The following is a 253-nucleotide window of genomic DNA, read 5'->3' on the forward strand; positions in this document are numbered from 1 at the left end:
TCTAAAATCTGCAATCTAAAAATTCCTATCTTTGAAAGTAACCCAAAATTCAAAGCCATGAGAATAGAGACCGATCTGAAATTAGGATTTAAAGACGTAATGATTCGTCCAAAAAGATCAACGCTCAAAAGCAGATCTGAAGTTTCATTAGAACGAAATTTTAAGTTTTTACACAGCACTTCAGATTGGACAGGAATTCCGATAATGGCCGCTAATATGGATACAGTCGGTACTTTTGAAATGGCTCAGGTTT

At 35.2% G+C, this 253-nt stretch carries 1 pseudogene; it reads left to right on the forward strand.

Features of this window, described 5'->3' with window-relative positions:
* Positions 1 to 57: 57 nt before the first annotated feature.
* Positions 58 to 253: pseudogene (locus AR685_RS17830) on the forward strand (GMP reductase); the annotation flags it as partial.

The organism is Chryseobacterium sp. JAH, assembly GCF_001507335.1.
Taxonomy (GTDB): Bacteria; Bacteroidota; Bacteroidia; order Flavobacteriales; family Weeksellaceae; genus Chryseobacterium.